Genomic DNA, 15,789 nt, shown 5'->3' with positions numbered 1-15,789 from the left:
ATAGATACCATAATGGCAAATCAACCAATCATTAAAACAGACTCAACTATTCATGAAAAACAAGAACAAAAAGCAAAAAAGAACAGTATGTCTGAAAAATTGATGCCGGCTCTTTTTTTGGGTCATGGCAGCCCAATGAACGCTATTGAAGAAAATGATTTTGTGAAAACCTTTCGCTCCATTGGTCAATCGTTGCCAAAACCTAAAGCAATTTTATGTGTTTCGGCACATTGGGAAACAAAAGGAACGTTGGTTACTGCCATGCCCACACCCCGAACAATACATGATTTTGGTGGTTTCCCCAAAGAGCTTTATGAGATAAACTATCCTGCACCCGGTAGCCCTGAGTGTGCCGAAAAGGTAAAGCAAGAAGTACAGAAAACAGAAATTGGCCTCGACTATCAATGGGGGTTAGACCACGGGGCGTGGACGGTAATAAAACATCTTTATCCGATGGCGGATGTTCCGGTTTTTCAAATGAGCATTGATTATTCAAAACCCGCACAATACCATTATGAGTTGGCTACGGAGTTGCAACAGTTTAGAAAACGAGGTGTACTGATTATTGGTAGCGGCAACATGGTGCATAATTTAGGCATGGTGGCTTGGAACAAATTGCAGGAGCCTGAATATGGCTATGACTGGGCGTTGGAAGCCAACGAAAAAATGAAATCGTTCATTAAAACCAGTAATCATGCATCTTTAATCAATTTTAAAGCACAAGGAAAAGCGTTTGAACTTTCCATTCCAACACCGGAGCATTATTTACCACTTCTCTATGTTTTGGGTTTGAAAAATGACAAAGACGATGTCAAAATCTTTAACGACAAGGCCATCGGCGGCTCACTTACCATGACATCTGTGGGGGTGGGAGAGCTGTCTGTTTAGCCCAAACGGTTATTTGATGCTATCCGTAACGTCATACATTTTGTATGGTTTATCCCAATTGCTAAAAAAAGCCCGATCTTCATCTAATTCATAGTTTCCATCGAAATATTTGTTTAGCACTACTTTAAATGAATTTACAGGGCTAATACTGTCATACAGCATCGAGTAATCTTGGTCGGGGAAATAGTAGGCATTCAAAATGGAAAAACGCTCTTTAAAATCGTTGTTTTCAAAACCCAAATAATTCCTCAATTCCGAGCAACTGCCGTGGTCGCCTTGAATAATGATGATAGACGGACGCGACTTGTTGGCCAATATTTCATCAATGGCTTTCATTAGCTTTTTGTTGACAAATTTTAATTGACCAATATAGCCTTTTTTGTATTCGGCATTGTCAGAATCAGGTTTTAGTGGCTTCCATATACGATAGCTGTAGTCTATTTCTTGTGCATTGCCGTTTTCGTCAAACAAAAATGGCTGGTGAGGTGCCAAAACATGGGCATGCACAAAATGTGGTTTGTCCGATTTTGACAGCATTTCTATCTTTTCAAATGCGTTTAAAATCTTTTTTCGGTGAAAATCTTCCGGATTACCAATGGTTTTTGCTTTTTGCTTTTTATCTTTAAAAGCGGTAAGAATGGAGTTGTTTAATAACTCAACCGAAAACATGCTAAATTCGGTTCCGGGGGTGTTTATGAATTTATCAACCGAGGTAAGAAAAACCACGTCAAACATGGCGGCATCAAAGGCCACAGATTTATATCCCTGTGATTTTAAGGTGCAAAGCACTTTGTTGTTTTGCAAATAGTCGTTTATGGCCCACCTATCTTCAAAATCTTCGCCAAATGCGTTGGCTATAGAATCTAAATAACTCATATTGAGTGAAGACGGCAAGCTCAAAAACGTTTGACCATAATTTGAAATAGATTTATCTGCTAGATAAAATCCCTTTTGTTTTAAATAATCGGTAAAGGCCGAATTGTCGAAATTGAAATATTCTTTTAAAACATCGTTTCGGGTGTAGGCATCCATTACAAAATAATAAATGGTGGGTCGCAATGTTTTAACATTCTCTTTTTCAATAATTTGAGGTACATTTTGAATTGTTTGTATGGAATGTTTTTTGGAATGATATTGGATAATTTCGAAAAAAGAGAAAGAAATAAGTACCAACGAAACAATGTTTAGCAGGCCATTTATGTTTTTCAAATCAGATTTGGTTTTGTATAATCGCCATACTACTACGCAAAAAATGCCGAGGCTTGCCCATTTGTAAAAATTATAATCAAAACGAATTGAACCTGTAAAAAAGGGAATACTGAGAGTATGCAATTTTTCGTGATATAGCCCATAACTGAGCAACAAAAGTGCAGTAATTGATGCCAAGATGCCCGCTTTTATTCGGTTTTTAAAAAATAAAAAGAAAACAAATGCAACAACTGCGGTTCCCAATAAAACGAGAGTCAAAGGTTTAATTATTTCTTTTGATTTTACAATCTCTACATTGTGTGCATACAAAAACAAAACCGGATAAGCGGCAAAAAAAAGTGTATGCCACGGAAATTTTTTAAACATGTTTCTTTCTCATCAGATAGAGGGTTCGGTGCGAGTCTCCGACCTTATTTTTTTCTAAAATCTCAAAATAATTATTAAATGAATTTTCAAATCCGGTTTCATGATAATGTTCAAAAATATCCGTGCGGGTGGCAAGTAATTTTTGCACTTGAGAGTCTTGTTTTGGCACAAACTCAATAATCAAAAAATGTCCTAAAGTAGAAAAGTATTTTGCAACCATTTCTAACGAAACGTTGTTGCTAATGGCAATATGATGAATCAATGCCAATGCCATAACCACATCCGCCATACCTCTGGTGGCAAGGTTGTCTCGTTCAATGTTTGCCCAACCCAATGCCGGACTCGGATTGGTAAGATCTTGCAGCAAAGGCAGCATGGGCTTTTTTGTTTTTTTGCCTTGCATATAGTTTTTTTCAACGGCAATAGGGTCAATGTCGAAGGCAATGGTAGCAATGGCTTTATCGGCTGCAATGCGGCTGAATGTTCCATCGTTTGCACCCATATCCCACAGGCTTTTTGCATTTGTTTGGTCAATATATTTTTCTACCAATTGCTTCTTTGCATCAAAGCTATTGTCGGTATAATTGGTAAATGTATAATACTCGCCCCACTCAGTTCCTTTGGGTTTCCATTGCAACGATTTAATGCCGTTGGCTAGGTTGTCAATCAAACCAAGCATGGCCATTTTGCTCACGCCACGGCCTTTGTGTTGGTTGGTTTGTTTGTCGGCATATTTCAATTGTGATTTTGCATGCAGATGTATATGTGTGGCCAACGAAAATTTGAACTTCGTTTTTACCGGTAAAAGTTTTGATGCCAAATCAAGCGGAATGCCGTCTATATAGTTCTTTAAAAGTTGCAAACATCGAATATCAACATAAGAAGCCAAGGCAAGGGGTGCCAAAAAATGCTGACAGAATTGTTTGTATCCCACCCAGGGTTTGCCCTCTTGGTAAGGCTCAAAAGACAATGTATCAATAAAAATGGGGATACCATTGGCAAATTGAACATTATAGGCCGAGGCATCTTTCAAACTCATACCTTTTTGAATGCTTTCTTTTTGTATGTTTAAAGTCAATAAAGCTGCATCTTTAAGCATACTAAACGACCACTCGTATGGGTATGAAATAAAGCTAATTTGCTCAGGTTTTATGACCGCCGTAGTGCCATTTCGTTCCGTTTCTTCGTGCCGAACAAGATACTTTTTTTTTGCAAGTTGTTCGTAAAGACCATTTTGCATAAAACGGTCGTAGTTTTCAATGCCCGACTTGCTTATATGTCTATAAACAAAGTCATCTTTTTTAAAAACATATCCTGAAGGGTCGCGAAACGACGACGATAGTTTAATCATTTTCTACTTCTTCCGAGCTGTCATCAGTGGTTGATGATTTTCCTCTAAAAAAATTAAGAATTCGATGCCAGTATATTTTGATGGCATAGGCACCGCCTATCAATCCGGCAACAAGCATTTGTAAAATTTGACTGCCACTGCCCGGATCGAGGTAGGCATAAGCTGAATTTGTGATGCAGAATAGCAAAACAAATGTGAAATAAGAGTATTTAAACTTCACTGATTTCTAATCTATTTTGTTGCGGCAAATATAGATTTAATTAACAAAACGATAATTTTTGGGTAATACTGCCTCTTTTCAATCAAGGAAAAGAGCCCGAATAATGTCAACTTTACTTCCTATCTTTTTCCCAATTTCTTGAAATGCAGCCTTCCCTGTTTTCCGTTGTCCAATGATGCTTTGTAGCCAGTTTTATCAGTTGTTTTCTCATTTTTCTTGGGTAAAATATTTTCATATAATTTTTTCGATGACTGTATGATTTTACGATGTCAATTTGGCCTAAAATTTCGTATGCCGCCGCCCCACATCTTGTTCCAAAAAATGCGTAATCGTAGGGTGTTTTGGCCAAATATTTTTCACTAATTTTTGATAATTCTTCTTTTTGGCTGTTTGAAATAGGTATGCTCACAATCAAATATTTGCAACTGTCAGAATCTCCACCCATGATACTGTAAAAGTTATCTATGTTGTGAATGGCAAACCGACTATGTCGTTGTTTTGAGTGGGCAAAAACGTGAAATTTTCCTGAGGGCAAAAAGTTAAGAATTTTGTTGCTGTCAATCTCTATTCCTACATGTCCACCCAGTTTTCCTCCAAACCATTTCGACTCGACTTTTTCATACCCTTTGGCAGGTTTTGAGCCATACAAAAAATGCACTTTAATAAATGACGAATCTTGGGCAAACAATTGTTGGCTAAATAAAAATAGGAAAAACAGCACGGATATGTTTTTTATATTCATTTTCTTGGGTTTTGGTTAAAACGACAATTCTCAAAGTATATTACGACAGCATGAGGTGTAATGTGCCTGATTCAATTATACGATACTGGCCTTCGTCTTGTCAAAAAAATGATGATTGACGGGTATTTGCGGTGTTTAAAATAATGGTTCTAACCTGATTAAAACTATTTTTGCCGAAATGATTATTCGAAGCAAAGCTCCTTTACGTATTGGTTTGGCAGGTGGTGGCACAGACGTAAGCCCGTTTGCCGACATTTATGGTGGAAATATTTTGAATGCAACCATCAACCTTTATGCACATGCCACAATTATCCCCACTCATCAAAATCAAATAGAGTTAATTGCCAAAGACAGAAAAGAGGAACTTGTTTGTTCGTTTGACCAGTATTTGCCAATAAATGGCAAGTTGGACATTTTAAAAGGAGTATATAACCGAATTGTCAAAGATTTCGGCGAAGTGCCTTCGGGTTTTAAATTAATAACGTATGTTGATGCCCCTCCGGGTTCGGGTTTGGGCTCGTCTTCTACTTTGGTAGTGGCCATTTTGGGTGCTTTCACGCATTGGTTAAAATTGCCGTTGGGAGAATATGACATTGCACATTTGGCCTATGAAATAGAACGATTAGACCTAAAACTTGCCGGTGGAAGACAAGACCAATATGCGGCCACTTTTGGCGGTTTTAATTTTATGGAGTTTTATAAAGATGACAAGGTTATTGTTAACCCGCTCCGAATACGCCAAAAATATGTGGCAGAGTTGCAGAATAACATTGTTTTATTTTATACCGGAACCAGCAGAGAATCGGCAGAAATCATTGAAAAACAGGTAAAGGCGGTCAATAAAAATGCCACAGAACAAATTGAGGCTACGTTGATTGTAAAAGAACAAAGCATAAAAATGAAAGAAGCCTTGCTGCGAGGAGAATTGCATAAAATAGGCGAAATTTTGCATCGAGGTTGGGAAAGTAAAAAGAAAATGGCCACAGGAATTAGCAATTCTGAAATAGAAAAACTGTACGAAACGGCAATGCGAGCAGGAGCCAATGGAGGCAAAATTTCGGGTGCTGGAGGTGGCGGTTTTATGTTCTTTTATTGCCCAGAAAATACTCGATACGATGTAATAGAGGCTATTTCAAAGTTGGATGGAAGGGTCACCCCGTATGAGTTTGCAATGAACGGTTTATACAGTTATTCTATCCAAGAATGATGCAAGAGGCGGTTATATTGGCCGGTGGTAAAGGCACTCGTTTGCAATCGGTTATTAAAGATGTGCCAAAGCCAATGGCCATTGTGGCAGAAAGGCCATTTCTTACCTATTTGTTGGAAAAACTCAGCAAAAATGGCGTGCAAAAGGTTGTACTGAGCGTTGGGTATAAATATGAGGTAATCTTGGATTATTTTGGTCAAAGATATAAAAACATAACCATAGAATATGCGGTAGAAGAAACTCCATTAGGCACAGGAGGGGGCATTAAATTGGCCATGAAAAAGTGTGATACCCCCAACATTCTTGTGCTGAACGGTGATACTTTTTTTGATGTTTCTCTCAAAGATTTTTGTACGTTTCATGAAAGCCAAAATTTTGATGTTTCCATTGCTTTAAAACAAATGGAAAACCCTTCAAGATACGGCACGGTGAAGCTGGAACAAAATCATATTTCGGAATTCAAGGAAAAAGATGAGACATTGAAAATGGGGCATATCAACGCCGGAGTTTACTGTTTCAAAAAGGATTTTTTTCTAAAAAATACGCCCAACGGAAGTTTTTCGCTCGAAGAGCAGTTTTTGCAAAAGGAAGTTGCCAAATCCGGCTTTGGGGGGTATGCCGAGGAGGCCTATTTTATTGACATAGGAATACCTGAAGATTATCAAAAAGCAAATCAATATTTTGAGCAAATTAAATTTTAAAATAGATAAAACTTGGACGCTCTTTTTGGATAGAGATGGGGTAATAAACAAGCGTTTGATTGATGATTACGTAAAATCTGTTGACGAGTTCAAATTTTTGTATGGAGCCAAAAAAGCAATTGCCGCTTTTAGTCAAATTTTTGGCCGAATCATCGTTGTTACAAACCAGCAAGGCATTGGCAAAGGTTTAATGTCGGTAAATGATTTAGAGCAAATTCATCAAAAAATGAAAAATGCCATTGAAAAATCAGGAGGTCGAATAGACAAAATCTACCATTGTCCGCAATTAAAAACCGTAAAAAATAATTGTAGAAAACCCAACAATACCATGGGTTTAATGGCCAAAAAAGATTTTCCGGAAATTGATTTTAAAAAAAGTTTGATGATTGGTGATAGTATCTCTGATTTGAAGTTTGCTCAAAATTTGGGCATGCAGTCTATTTTTATCAAAACAAAAAAGGAAGAATCTGAACAAAAAATTACCAAGTTTGAGGCAACAAGTTTATACAGTTTAGCGTCATACTTCTGACAAGTTTTGACAAAGCAAAACACCAAAGTCGAATAATTTTGTTGTACTTTGTACCGTGATTGAAGATTGAGAGTTAAGTTAAGATATATTATCGTCAATTTGTTGCTCATTGCAACTTTGTCTGTTCCTGTTAGGGCTACGCACCTTATTGGGGGCTATATGAGTTATCAATTTTTAAGAACAGAAGCCAACAATAACAAGACGTTCAAAATTTCGCTTACCATGTTTAGAGACTTGGAGCAAAGCTCGGTGGATTTTGATGATGAGATAGAAATTGGTATTTATCTTAATAATACAGATCGCTCTCGAAACCAAGTGCTTAAAGCTCCACTTTTAAAAAGGCAATTGGTAAAACCTCCGGGTAGCGAGCAATGTGATTATTATGCCAATAAGCGAATAGAAATGGGGTATTATGAAAAAACTGTTACCTTAGCTCCTTATCCGCAAGGCTATCATGTATATTTTGTTAGGTGTTGCAGAAATATTCAAAACAACATAACCAGTGGTTCTGACGGACCCGATCAGGGGCAAACCTATTACTGCTTTATTCCCAATCCTGCATTAGAAAACAGCAGTCCTTTTTTTTCGGGTGTGCCAAGTCCGTATATGTGTAACAACGACACGAATTCGTTTTTGAATAGAGCTATAGATATTGACGGAGATTCTCTGGTATATCGCTTTGTTCATCCTTTTCAAGGAGGTAGCCCTGATTTGAATGGTTCTGCACCCTCTCCACCACAATACATGCCCTGGCCTATTGTTACAGTAGATTACCAAAGCGGTTATGGCACCTCGTATCCTTTTGGAGTTTCGGGATATACAAATATTAATCCTTCAAATGGCCTAACCACACTGATGGCCAGAACCCCAGGAAGCTACATTATTGCCATAGAAGTATTGGAATATCGAAACGGAGTTTTGCTGAGTTCCGTTCGGCTTGATATGCAAATATTGGTTTTGGATTGTCCGCCAAACCGCAAACCCAAATTGAGTAATACGGGAGGAAAATACTTTGAAGTAGAGGCGGGTAATAAGCTCTGTTTTACCGTTACAGGTAAGGATTTTGATGTTTCTCCGGTTCAAAATGTTACCGTTTTTGCCACCGGCGATATCCTAACTGGAGAAAATGGCATAAAACCGCCATTGGCTAAAATGACCAAATCAACCGCTCCTGGAACAGTGAGTACTGATTTTTGTTGGACTCCATCGTGCGAACAATATAGAGATAAACCCTATTTGGTTACTTTATCTGTGCAGGATGACGGTTGCCCACCGAAATACGAGAATTATAACATTGAAATTAAAGTAAACAAATTTAAAGGGGCTGACAAAATTACTGGCCCCAAACGCGTGTGTACGGGCGAGGGTTATGAGTATGAATATCGTGCTGAGGTACCTTCCGGCAAAGGAACATTTTTTTGGGCTGTAAATAAGGGCGAAATTATTGGTCGAAAAGATTCGAGCGTTGTGAAATTAAGATTTGACGGAATCAACAAAGCTCAAATAAAAATGGTAGAAATTAGCCAATTTGGTTGCCCGGGCGATACCGTGATTTATGATGTAGATTTGGTTCAATCGCCGCAACTACCTATTATTTCTGGAGAAGATACCGTTTGTTTGGGATCAATTGGAAAAAATTATACGGCTATAAATCATGCCGGATCTACCTATAATTGGTTTATTTCCGACCCCACGTTAAATCATTCAAACGGAAATGGAAATACTTTTACAACAGACTGGACAAAACTTGGTGATTTTCGAATTTCTGTAATTGAAACTAATACCGATGGTTGCAGCAGTGATACAGCCGAGTTTGACGTGAATGTCAGAAAACCCAACCCTGGGTTGGTTGGTTCTATTACGGTATGTCCAAATGCGGAAAAAATTGTTTATGTAGCAACAGGTGGCTCTGGCTCAACATACAATTGGAATGTGGTTGGTGGCACGCAGGTTTCTGGAAACAATTCAGCAAAAATTGAAATAACTTGGGGTGAAGAAGGTCTTGGTTTTGTTAAATTAATAGAGACTGATAAGTGGGGTTGTGTTAGCGATTTAATTCAAATTCCGGTCAAGAAAACCTATAATTTGGATGGATCAAAAGCCATTGGCGATACAAATGTTTGCGAGTTTGATGCCGGAGTTCCATATTATGTGATTTATTCAAGCGGCTCAGTTTATCGTTGGTCGATAAATGGAGGCATACAGGCCAGCGGAGATTCTACCTCAAAAATAACCATAAATTGGGGTGCTTTCGGCCTTGGCCGAATTGGAGTTCAGCAGTGGGCTTTTGATAAAGTGAATAATCGAGAATGTATAAGCCCTGTCGTGTATGTGAATGTTAAAATTAACCCAATACCCACAGCTAACACTATAAATGGCGATTTTGAAATGTGTCAAACCACCCAGTTGCAGACATATTCGGTCAATGGTTTTGTTGGCTCAACCTATCATTGGGAAATAAATGGAAGTGATAAAAACATCGTCGGTCAAGGAACCAATCAAATACAAGTGGCTTGGCCTCTGCCCGGAACGTATAGTATAAGGGTAACCGAGCTTTCAAAAGATTCATGCCCGGGGCAGCCAATAGACACGGTTATGATAGTGAGACCCAAGCCAACGGCAGGTCTAATTGAAGGAGAGCCAATTGTCTGTTTTCCGAATAATAATCAGATAAAATACAAATTGATGGGTTTCCCAAATTCAACCTATCAGTGGTTTGTAACAGGCGGTAGCTCCAGTGGCGGAAATGTAGATTCTATCATCATAGATTTTAATAATCAGGGATATGCGGAGGTTGCAGTTGTTGAAACTTCGGAGTATGGATGCGTTGGAGATACCATTAAATTACCGGTATATATTAATAATTTACAACTCGATTTAGACAGAGTGAGTGTTGGTTTTCCTGACGATAAAATGCACATTGAATGGAGAAATGTAACCAACGATTTAACTTCTACTGATTACAGTGTGTGGAGAAGAGCATACAACAGCGAAATTCTTTGGTCTCCGGTAGTTTCTACTAATTTTGAAAATTATCTTGAGAAACCAATAAACACGGATGAGTTTGCTTATGAATATCAAATTGAAAGCACAGACATGTGTGGCAACAAAATTTTGTCCGAAATTCACAGAAGCATTCTTTTAGAGGGCGTTCAGGATAGCAAAAACTCCAAAATTACACTCCAATTTTCGCCATACGTTGGTTGGGATAATGGTGTGGAGCGATATGAACTTTATAGAAGTTTGAACGAAGATAAAACACTTTATTTTAGCCATACCGTAGCCGAACAAGCTGATATTTTGGTTGATGTTGATAATCAAAACTACAGACAGTGCTTTAGAATAAAGGCCTACGAATTGGCTGGACAAAACAAAGTTTCTTGGAGCAACGAAATATGCTTTTTCTTTAGTCCTGACGTGTTTGTTCCAACGGCCTTTAGCCCAAATAAAGACGGACTTAATGAAACCTTCCTACCTGTTACCTTAGCGGTTAAAGATTTTGAAATGAAGATTTACAATCGGTGGGGGGAGCATATTTTTACAACCACAAATCCTGCTATTGGTTGGGATGGAACGTACAAAGGAGTTGAATCTCCATTGGGTGTCTATGCCTTCATTGTCACATTTACCGATTCCGAAAACAACTCCTATCAGCGAACAGGCACTTTCCATTTGATGAGATAGGTATAAAGCCCGATTAAATATTTGCAGCTCTTTTATTTCTTGTTTTGATGTCAAAGGTCAGGGTGCTTTAAGATTTATTATAGTTGAGTACTTTTCAACAAATTATTTGACTTTACACCTAAACCTTATTTTTGCCGAACGAAAAAAATCGCATGAAAACAGTAGTTAGCGGCATTCGCCCAACGGGCAAACTTCATTTGGGCAATTATTTCGGTGCTGTGCAGAGCTTTTTGCACATGCAGGAAAATTATAATGCCTATTTTTTTATTGCAGATATTCACTCGTTAACCACTCATCCAACACCCGAGGATTTGCACGGAAGTGTGAAACAAGTTTTGGTGGAATATTTAGCCATGGGTCTGGATCCTGAAAAATCGACCCTTTTTATTCAGAGCGATGTTCCGCAGATTTCGGAACTATATACCTATATGAACATGAATGCCTACGTTGGTGAGCTTCAACGTTCCACTTCATTCAAAGAAAAAATAAGAAAGCATCCTGACAATGTAAATGCCGGATTGTTAACCTATCCAGTGCTTATGGCGGTTGATATTTTGATTCATCATGCTGATTTTGTTCCGGTGGGAAAAGACCAGCTGCAACATTTGGAAATGACCCGTCAGTTTGCAAATCGGTTCAATCATCTATACAAAACAGCGTATTTTAAAGAACCCGAAGCATTTAGTTATTCTGGTAAATTGGTAAAGGTGCCCGGACTTACAAACAACGGGAAAATGAGCAAAAGTGGGGGAGGAGGAGAGGCCGATGCCATCTATTTTGATGATGATGAGAAGATTACGTCAAAAAAAATAATGCGTGCCGTGACCGATTCGGGGCCCGAAAAAGAAAATCAAACCAAACCGGAAGCAATACAAAACCTGTTTGACATCATGGATTTGGTGAGCGACAAATCGACTGTTGAGCATTTCGATTCGCTTTATAATTCGTGCAATATCCGATATGGAGACTTTAAGAAACAATTATCAGAAGATGTTTTGAAATTTGTAAAACCCATTAAGGAGCGAATAGATGAGATAAAATCTGATGAGACCATGTTGCAAAATGTGGCACGAAAAGGAGCTGAGAAGGCTCGGGAAAGTGCCGAGAAAACACTTAAAGAAGTCCGCCAAATAATTGGATTTAGAAAGTTTTATTGAATAGATTTGAAAAGTATAAAAAGTCGTACCTAAAATTAATAACTTGAAATGCATATTGCTGTAGCAGGAAATATTGGAGCAGGAAAAACTACCTTAACAGGATTGCTGGCCAAACATTACAGTTGGGAGCCACACTACGAATCATTAGATAATAACCCGTATATATCTGATTTTTATGAAGATATGCAGCGATGGTCGTTCAATCTGCAAGTGTTTTTCTTAAACAGCCGTTTTGCCGGAGTACAAAACATTAGAAGAAGAGGGGAGACCGTTATTCAGGACAGAACCATATATGAAGATGCTTACATTTTTGCACCCAACCTTCATTCTATGGGGCTTATGAGTACTCGCGACTTTGACACCTATCAGCAGCTTTTTAGCAGTATCCGATCAATGATAGAACCGCCTGACTTGATGATTTATCTAAGAGCAAGCATTTCTGCATTGGTAAATAGAATTCAGAAAAGGGGTAGAGATTACGAAGACAGTATAAGGCTTGATTATCTAAAAAGACTCAACGAACGATACGAAGCATGGATAAGTACCTACAATGATGGGAAACTGCTTATTATTGATGTTGACGATTTAGACTTTGAACACAATGCCGAAGATTTAGGTAAAATAATCAGCAAAATAGATTCGGAGGTACATGGCTTATTTTAATTTAAAGTATATGAAAAAGGTAATATTAATCGCATTTATGTCGGCAATGGTGTTGGCATGCAACAAAAATTCATCAAATAACGTATCTGAAGATACTAACACGACGGATAGTGTTCAAATCTCAACGTATGAATATCAACCGGACTCGACCAAATTGACTTGGACGGCTTATAAAACCACCGTGAAACTGCCGGTAAACGGCACTTTTAAGGAAATTGTGGTTACCCCGGGCAAACCCTCTGGAACAGTTAAAGAATTGATGAACCAGCTTGTTTTTGACATAGTTTCTTCGTCAATTTCTTCAAATAATGAAGAACGAGATGGAAAATTGGTAAAAACATTTTTTGGCTCAATGACCAATAGCGAAAAGATTTCAGGCAAGATAACAAGTGTTAATGGCACAGATACTTCCGGTAAGGCTCGAATCTCCATAAAAATGAATGACATTGAGCATGAAGTGGATGCAGAATATGCCATAAGTGGAAATATTTTAGAAGTAAAAACTATGCTTCATCTTGGTGATTGGAAAGCCGAGCCAAGCATTAAAGCTCTAAACAATGTGTGCCACGACTTGCACAAAGGAGAGGACGGCGTAAGTAAATTATGGCCTGAAATTCAAGTAGTTATATCAACAGAATTGAAAAATCTTTGATAAGAAAATCCACTTTTTTTCTCGTTTCGCTTTGTCTTATGGTTGGGTGTTCGTCCTCAAATTCTGAAACGGGTTCAAAAAATAATGATGCGACAACAACAAAGAAGTATGACCCACGGGTGCGAAAAATCTTAAAGAAAAAAACATGTTTGGGCTGCCATACTTTGGATAAAAAACTCAAAGGCCCATCCTTTATGGATATTTCAAAGAAGGGCTATTCGCAAGCAGAGATGGTAGAATTGATTAGAAATCCTGTTCAAGAAAACTGGCCGGACTACCCACCAATGACTCCAATAGATATTTCAGATAAGGAGGGAAAAATTATTTATGATTGGATAAGCGGTCTTGCAAAGGCAGACTCTACGAAATAAGCTCCATTCCCAAACCTTCACGCACTATGTAGGGTTCTTTTTCTGTACAATCTATAACTGTACTACCCTGATTTTTTCCGGCTCCTGCCGCTATCACAACATCCACTTTATGTTGCCATTTGTCATAGATTTCTTCGGGGTCGGTAATATATTCCAGTATCTCATCTTCAGAGTGCAAAGAACTGCTGATGATTGGGTTGCCAAGTTCCTCAATCAGTCTTTGAACAATTTCGTTGTCGGGTACCCTGATACCAACGGTTTTTTTATTGGTTTTAAAAATCTTTGAAACCTCATTTGTGGCCGTTAAAATGAAAGTAAAAGGACCCGGCAATACAGTTTTCATCAACTTAAAAACCGAATTTTGAATGGGCTTGCAATATTCGGAAAGGTGCGATAAATCTCGGCACAAAAGCGACAGGTTTGCTTTATTTACCTTTTTGCCAATCAGCCTTGAAATGGTTTCTATGCCATCCCGACTATACATATCGCACGAAATGGCATAAATGCTGTCGGTGGGAATAATGATGATTTTGCCTGCCTTATAGGCCGCCGCTATTTCCCTGATTTTTCGCATATCAGGGGTGTTCTTATGTAGCTCTATATACTCGGCAGGCATATTTAGGTTTAGGAAAGTACTTCCTTTACAGCATCGGCGGCTTGTTGCAATAATATAGCCGATTTTACTTTTAGGCCACTTTCATCGATAATCTTTTTAGCCTCTTCGGCATTGGTGCCTTGCAATCGCACAATGATTGGTACTGGAATATTTCCAATGTTTTTATAGGCATCCACAACGCCCTGTGCCACACGGTCGCATCGCACAATACCACCAAAAATATTAATCAAAATGGCTTTTACATTTGGGTCTTTCAAAATGATTCTAAAGCCAGCTTCAACCGTTTCTGCACTGGCTGTTCCGCCAACATCAAGAAAATTGGCAGGTTCGCCACCACTCAGTTTTATTATATCCATGGTGGCCATGGCCAATCCGGCACCATTTACCATACAACCCACGTTGCCGTCAAGTTTTACATAGTTTAGGTTAAATTTTTTGGCTTCTACTTCAGTTGGGTCTTCTTCACTTTCGTCACGTAATTCTAAAAAGTCTTTATGACGATATAATGCGTTGTCGTCCAAGTTCACTTTGGCATCAACGGCAATTATTCTATTGTCGGAGGTTTTTAACACGGGGTTAATTTCAAACATCGATGAATCGGTGTCGTTATATGCTTGGTAAAGGGCATTGACAAATTTTACCATTTCTTTCAGGGCTTGTCCTTCTAAACCAAGATTAAAGGCAATTTTTCGAGCCTGAAAAGGCATCAATCCGGTGGCTGGGTCAACCCATTCTTTATGAATTTTTTCAGGATGCGTTTCGGCCACTTCTTCAATATCCATGCCGCCTTCGGTGGTATAAATTATCACGTTTTTGCCCAAACCCCTGTCAAGCAAAACACTCATATAAAATTCTTTTGGTTCGCTTTCGCCCGGGTAGTAAACATCTTGGGCAATCAACACCTTATTTACTTGTTTCCCGGCAGGCCCTGTTTGTGGTGTGACCAGTTGCATACCCAAAATATTGTTTACATGCATTTTGGCATCGTCCATGTTTTTGGCAAGTTTCACCCCGCCGCCTTTTCCACGGCCTCCGGCATGTATTTGAGCTTTTACCACCACCCAGTCGGTACCGGTTTGAGCTTGAAGTTGTTTAACAGCGTTTTCGGTTTCGTTTTTATTGTCAAGCACCACGCCCTCTTGTATGGCTACACCATACGATTTTAGAATCTGTTTTGCTTGATATTCGTGAATATTCATACGTTCTATAATTTGCGGCAAAAATAAGATTTTCGGTTACTCGACAGTCCTAAAATAATCAACAGTTTGAGACAGGCCGGAGTTCTGAAATGGATTTTTGGGGAAATAAGTTGTGCCTTAAGCGTCGTTTTATCCTTGAATTGCTTTTTTTGTTTACTACAAAGTTTAATCATATTTGTGTTAAGTTGCGGCAGTATGTATTTCACCCCTCGTTTTACACTTTTGCAGAGTACC

15 protein-coding genes are annotated in these 15,789 nt (G+C 38.5%); 9 read left to right on the top strand and 6 right to left on the bottom strand.

Annotated elements, in window-relative coordinates; all coding sequences use genetic code 11:
- The first annotated feature begins 12 nt into the window (after positions 1-12).
- Positions 13-888 (top strand): 4,5-DOPA dioxygenase extradiol, encoded by an 876-nt coding sequence (gene ygiD / locus H6607_10290; GenBank protein MCB9262752.1) that lies wholly within the window; start codon positions 13-15, stop codon positions 886-888.
- A 9-nt stretch (positions 889-897) separates the two neighbouring features.
- Here ygiD and H6607_10285 read toward each other — a convergent pair whose 3' ends face one another.
- The 4 genes from H6607_10285 to H6607_10270 all read right to left on the bottom strand — a co-directional run bounded on the left by H6607_10285 (position 898) and on the right by H6607_10270 (position 4,776).
- The gene (locus tag H6607_10285) at positions 898-2,463 is read right to left on the bottom strand and encodes a hypothetical protein (protein MCB9262751.1); all 1,566 of its coding nucleotides are present in this window, start codon (positions 2,461-2,463) and stop codon (positions 898-900) included.
- Positions 2,456-3,814, bottom strand: a complete 1,359-nt coding sequence (locus tag H6607_10280) for an SAM-dependent methyltransferase (protein MCB9262750.1) — start codon at positions 3,812-3,814, stop codon at positions 2,456-2,458. Before H6607_10280 ends, H6607_10285 begins: the two co-directional genes overlap by 8 nt.
- Positions 3,807-3,989 carry a hypothetical protein gene (locus H6607_10275; GenBank protein MCB9262749.1) on the bottom strand — a complete coding sequence of 61 codons (183 nt, stop codon included), beginning with the start codon at positions 3,987-3,989 and terminating at the stop codon, positions 3,807-3,809. Before H6607_10275 ends, H6607_10280 begins: the two co-directional genes overlap by 8 nt.
- 157 nt (positions 3,990-4,146) lie before the next feature.
- Positions 4,147-4,776, bottom strand: a complete 630-nt coding sequence (locus H6607_10270; protein MCB9262748.1) for a hypothetical protein — start codon at positions 4,774-4,776, stop codon at positions 4,147-4,149.
- A 178-nt stretch (positions 4,777-4,954) separates the two neighbouring features.
- Between H6607_10270 and H6607_10265 the strand changes: the two genes are divergently transcribed.
- From H6607_10265 to H6607_10230, 8 genes are all read left to right on the top strand, one after another.
- A complete protein-coding gene (locus H6607_10265) occupies positions 4,955-5,983 on the top strand; it encodes a dehydrogenase (GenBank protein MCB9262747.1) in 1,029 nt (342 codons plus the stop codon).
- Positions 5,980-6,684: an NTP transferase domain-containing protein gene (locus tag H6607_10260; protein ID MCB9262746.1), complete on the top strand. Its 705-nt coding sequence runs from the start codon at positions 5,980-5,982 to the stop codon at positions 6,682-6,684. The genes H6607_10265 and H6607_10260 overlap by 4 nt, the downstream gene beginning before the upstream one ends.
- Position 6,685: 1 nt before the next feature.
- The gene (locus H6607_10255; protein MCB9262745.1) at positions 6,686-7,213 is read left to right on the top strand and encodes an HAD-IIIA family hydrolase; all 528 of its coding nucleotides are present in this window, start codon (positions 6,686-6,688) and stop codon (positions 7,211-7,213) included.
- Between the two features lie 66 nt (positions 7,214-7,279).
- The gene (locus H6607_10250) at positions 7,280-10,897 is read left to right on the top strand and encodes a gliding motility-associated C-terminal domain-containing protein (GenBank protein MCB9262744.1); all 3,618 of its coding nucleotides are present in this window, start codon (positions 7,280-7,282) and stop codon (positions 10,895-10,897) included.
- Positions 10,898-11,049: 152 nt separating this feature from the next.
- The gene (gene trpS, locus H6607_10245; GenBank protein ID MCB9262743.1) at positions 11,050-12,054 is read left to right on the top strand and encodes a tryptophan--tRNA ligase; all 1,005 of its coding nucleotides are present in this window, start codon (positions 11,050-11,052) and stop codon (positions 12,052-12,054) included.
- A 48-nt stretch (positions 12,055-12,102) separates the two neighbouring features.
- Positions 12,103-12,717 carry a deoxynucleoside kinase gene (locus H6607_10240; protein ID MCB9262742.1) on the top strand — a complete coding sequence of 205 codons (615 nt, stop codon included), beginning with the start codon at positions 12,103-12,105 and terminating at the stop codon, positions 12,715-12,717.
- A 10-nt stretch (positions 12,718-12,727) separates the two neighbouring features.
- The gene (locus tag H6607_10235; GenBank protein ID MCB9262741.1) at positions 12,728-13,369 is read left to right on the top strand and encodes a YceI family protein; all 642 of its coding nucleotides are present in this window, start codon (positions 12,728-12,730) and stop codon (positions 13,367-13,369) included.
- Positions 13,370-13,407: 38 nt separating this feature from the next.
- The gene (locus H6607_10230; protein ID MCB9262740.1) at positions 13,408-13,740 is read left to right on the top strand and encodes a hypothetical protein; all 333 of its coding nucleotides are present in this window, start codon (positions 13,408-13,410) and stop codon (positions 13,738-13,740) included.
- On the opposite strand, the gene H6607_10225 is transcribed toward H6607_10230, so the two are convergent.
- On the bottom strand, positions 13,730-14,356 hold the full coding sequence (locus tag H6607_10225) for a threonylcarbamoyl-AMP synthase (GenBank protein MCB9262739.1): 627 nt from the start codon (positions 14,354-14,356) through the stop codon (positions 13,730-13,732). The genes H6607_10230 and H6607_10225 overlap by 11 nt on opposite strands.
- Before the next feature lie 8 nt (positions 14,357-14,364).
- Positions 14,365-15,555: an ADP-forming succinate--CoA ligase subunit beta gene (gene sucC, locus H6607_10220; GenBank protein ID MCB9262738.1), complete on the bottom strand. Its 1,191-nt coding sequence runs from the start codon at positions 15,553-15,555 to the stop codon at positions 14,365-14,367.
- Between the last annotated feature and the right edge of the window lie 234 nt (positions 15,556-15,789).

This window comes from Flavobacteriales bacterium (genome assembly GCA_020635395.1).
Classification (GTDB): Bacteria; Bacteroidota; Bacteroidia; order NS11-12g; family UBA9320; genus UBA987.
This window is presented reverse-complemented; position numbering and strand designations above follow the sequence as displayed.